The 302-nt window shown below is 72.8% G+C and carries 1 pseudogene; it reads left to right on the forward strand.

The features are described from left to right. A pseudogene (locus tag EXE44_RS18925) lies at positions 1-302 on the forward strand (ferredoxin--nitrite reductase); the annotation flags it as partial.

Raw genomic sequence — 302 nt, forward strand, 5'->3', positions numbered from 1 at the left:
GATATCGGCATCCAGGGGATGCGGGCGCGGAAGGACGGCGAGATGGTGGAGGCCATCGACGTCGGCGTCGGCGGCGGGATCGGCCCCGAGCCCTCCTTCGTCGAGTGGATCAGGCAGCGCGTCCCGGCCGACGAGGTGCCGGGCCTGCTGCGGAACCTCCTGAACGCGTTCGCGGCCGACCGCGAGGCGGGGCAGACGTTCCGGGAGTGGGTCGAGGCGACCGGCGAGGCGGCGCTCGTCGAGCTGGCCGAGCCCGAGGAGACCGACTACGAGGACCCCTGCCTCCACGATGCGAAGCGGTC

It is taken from the genome of Halorubrum sp. SS7, assembly GCF_005435055.1.
GTDB lineage: Archaea > Halobacteriota > Halobacteria > Halobacteriales > Haloferacaceae > Halorubrum > Halorubrum salinarum.